The following is a 2276-nucleotide window of genomic DNA, read 5'->3' as shown; positions in this document are numbered from 1 at the left end:
CTACACCAACGCCGCGCTGCCCCTGCTCGCCCAGGCCCGCGCCGTCCTGGCCGCAGCCGTCACCGCCGACCGAGCCGCTGGGGCCACCTGGGACGAGATCGCCGCGGTTCTGGATGTCAGCCCTGACACCGCCGCCCGCCGCTATCGCAACTGACGGCGGGCCCACCTCGCGGCTCAGTCTTCGGGCAGAAACGAGTTGCCGAGAATGACCTCGTGCCGAGATCCGGTCGCCCGGACTCCACGAAGGCGCTCGCGATGGTGATGGCGCTCGCGCTGATGGGGTCGTCCGGCTCCAGCGAGTTGAGGTTCTCCAATAGGCGAACGCCGCGTTGCCAGGCTGATCGACCAGTTCCACGCCTTCCAGGTTCAGCACCAGGCAACTGACCTGCCCCGCCAAGGCAGGCTCGCCCGAGGCATCGACGCTGACCAGGACCGACATCGGCACCTGGAAATGCACCCATCGGCCGGCCAGGCCCACCGTACTCATCACAATCATCTACACGCGTCATGTCGAGCTCACTCAGACTGATCATCATCATCCGCAGCCAGCAGCCACGCATGAGGGCGACACCCCTTACATGGCGCGAGCCGCAAAAAGCGCCCCACGCCCTGACGCATGAGGCCGGAGAACATCCCACCACGACTGAAGTCCCTGATCAGTCCTGTACAACGAAGCCGCCCGTCCCAGCGGTCACCTTACGGAAACAGCTGCCGCAAGTCGGCGAGGCGCTTCTGGGTGGAGTCGAACTGGTCCTTCCAGTCACAGTACAGCGCCTGCCAGCCGAACACCCCGCGCATCTCGATCGCCCGCTCGAAGTACTCGGCGACCCCTATGGACAGCGGAAACAGCTGCCCACGATGCTCCAGCCACAGCGGAGCCGACCCCGCCCGCAATTCGAGCTTCACCTCCACGGCATCGCCCGCTCGAGGGTGATATTCCAGCACGCACAGCCGCTTATGCAGGTCCCGCAGCTCGGCGGGCAGATCGTCCCACCAGGCGGGCGCGGCGGTCGGCGGGGCCGGGATCACCCAGCAGAACTCGCCCCCGTTGTGCTCCACGCCGCCCAGGCGGTAGCGCCAGGCCACTCCCACCCTGTCCTCCCTGCCCGCGACCAGGCGGTCCGTCAGTGGGCGCAGGGCTGGGTCCAGCTCGCAACCAGGGACGGCGCTGGTGGCCGCCTCCTGGGTCCGCTGCCAGCGCAGGTCATAATCCGCCGCCGGATCGTCGATCGGCTTGACGAACCTGCCCCACTCCTTGACGACTTCGATATCAGGGTTCCGGCGCAGGTCTATGACCAGGCGCGACAACTGAGGCATAGGGTCAAGGTTCATGACGCCGAATTGTCGCAGATGTGCCTTAACGAAGGGAGCCCAAGCGCATCACCGTACTCGCGGAAGAGCTGCAGCAGGCTGTTTCCGGTGAGGACTCGCGGGCGGAGATGGAGCGGCTCGCCAACGAGCTCGAAACGCACCTGACTTATGAGGAGGAGCATCTGATCCCGATCCTCGACAAACGCACCCCCAATGGCGCAGCAGGCCCGCACGGATGCCCGCCCGAGCCGCACAGATCACAGAGCGCCGCATTGTTCGTGCTGATCAACGGCGATTTCGGAAGTTCAGCAACACCCTCTTAGCTTGATCTTTAACCTGTGCGTCGAGGACGTGGGTTAGCGGGTTTCTTCGTCGTCGGTTTCCGAGCGGGAGTCTTCGCGGTGGTCAGGCCGGTGGCGGTGTAGACGTCGTGGCGGGGGGCGGGTTGGTTGTTGCGGCGCCCGGGTGGTCGCCCCGGTCCTGGCCGGGATGGTTTCGGTGCCTGGGCCGGACTGAGCGTCTTGGCGCGCAGGTGCCGAAACCCTCGGCGAACGCGAGCGGGCGACAGACGCTGCGGGGATGCAGGTTTCTCCCAGGGGCGGCGTAGGTCGGCGGCCAGGGGGCGGGCCAGCCGGAGTTGGGTGTAGACGGCCAGGATTAGCCAGGTCCAGCGATCAGCCGCCCGCGGATCTCGGATCTTGGGGCAGGTCCAGCCGAGGGTCTGTTTGAGCAGGCGGAAGGTGTGCTCGATGTCGAAGCGGCGCAGGAACGCCTGCCACATCCGGTCCACCTCGGCTGCCGTGGCATCGGCCTGGGACCACCACAGCCACACCGGCTTCGGGATTGCCCCGCTGGGCAGATGGTCCACCTCCAGACGGATCACGGTGCCCTCGATCATCGGCAGCTCAGCCGCATCGGCCCAAGCCGCACGGCGGGTCAACCGTGGGTGCAGCCGATCCCAGGCC

2 protein-coding genes and 1 pseudogene are annotated in these 2276 nt (G+C 66.7%); 1 reads left to right on the top strand and 2 read right to left on the bottom strand.

All coding sequences use genetic code 11. The features are described 5' to 3' along the window. Nucleotides 1–696: 696 nt before the first annotated feature. A complete protein-coding gene (locus AB0C28_RS56155) occupies nt 697–1317 on the bottom strand; it encodes a hypothetical protein (RefSeq protein ID WP_358085771.1) in 621 nt (206 codons plus the stop codon). Between the two features lie 122 nt (nt 1318–1439). Between AB0C28_RS56155 and AB0C28_RS56150 the strand changes: the two genes are divergently transcribed. Next, nucleotides 1440–1634 (top strand): hypothetical protein, encoded by a 195-nt coding sequence (locus AB0C28_RS56150; protein WP_358085768.1) that lies wholly within the window; start codon nt 1440–1442, stop codon nt 1632–1634. 8 nt (nt 1635–1642) lie between these two features. Here the strand turns inward: AB0C28_RS56150 and AB0C28_RS56145 are convergent. Beyond that, nucleotides 1643–2276 (bottom strand): annotated as a pseudogene (locus AB0C28_RS56145) (transposase); the annotation flags it as partial.

Origin of the sequence: Nonomuraea sp. NPDC048892 (genome assembly GCF_040649735.1) — a bacterium.
GTDB classification, from domain to species: Bacteria; Actinomycetota; Actinomycetes; order Streptosporangiales; family Streptosporangiaceae; genus Nonomuraea; species Nonomuraea maheshkhaliensis.
Note: the sequence above shows the minus strand (reverse complement) of the source record. Positions and strands in the feature narration are given on the sequence as shown.

Excerpts from the sequence above, each read along its gene's own strand:
- AB0C28_RS56155 (WP_358085771.1), bottom strand. The coding sequence starts at position 1,317 with ATGCCTCAGTTGTCGCGCCTGGTCATAGACCTGCGCCGGAACCCTGAT.
- AB0C28_RS56150 (WP_358085768.1), top strand. The coding sequence starts at position 1,440 with ATGGAGCGGCTCGCCAACGAGCTCGAAACGCACCTGACTTATGAGGAG.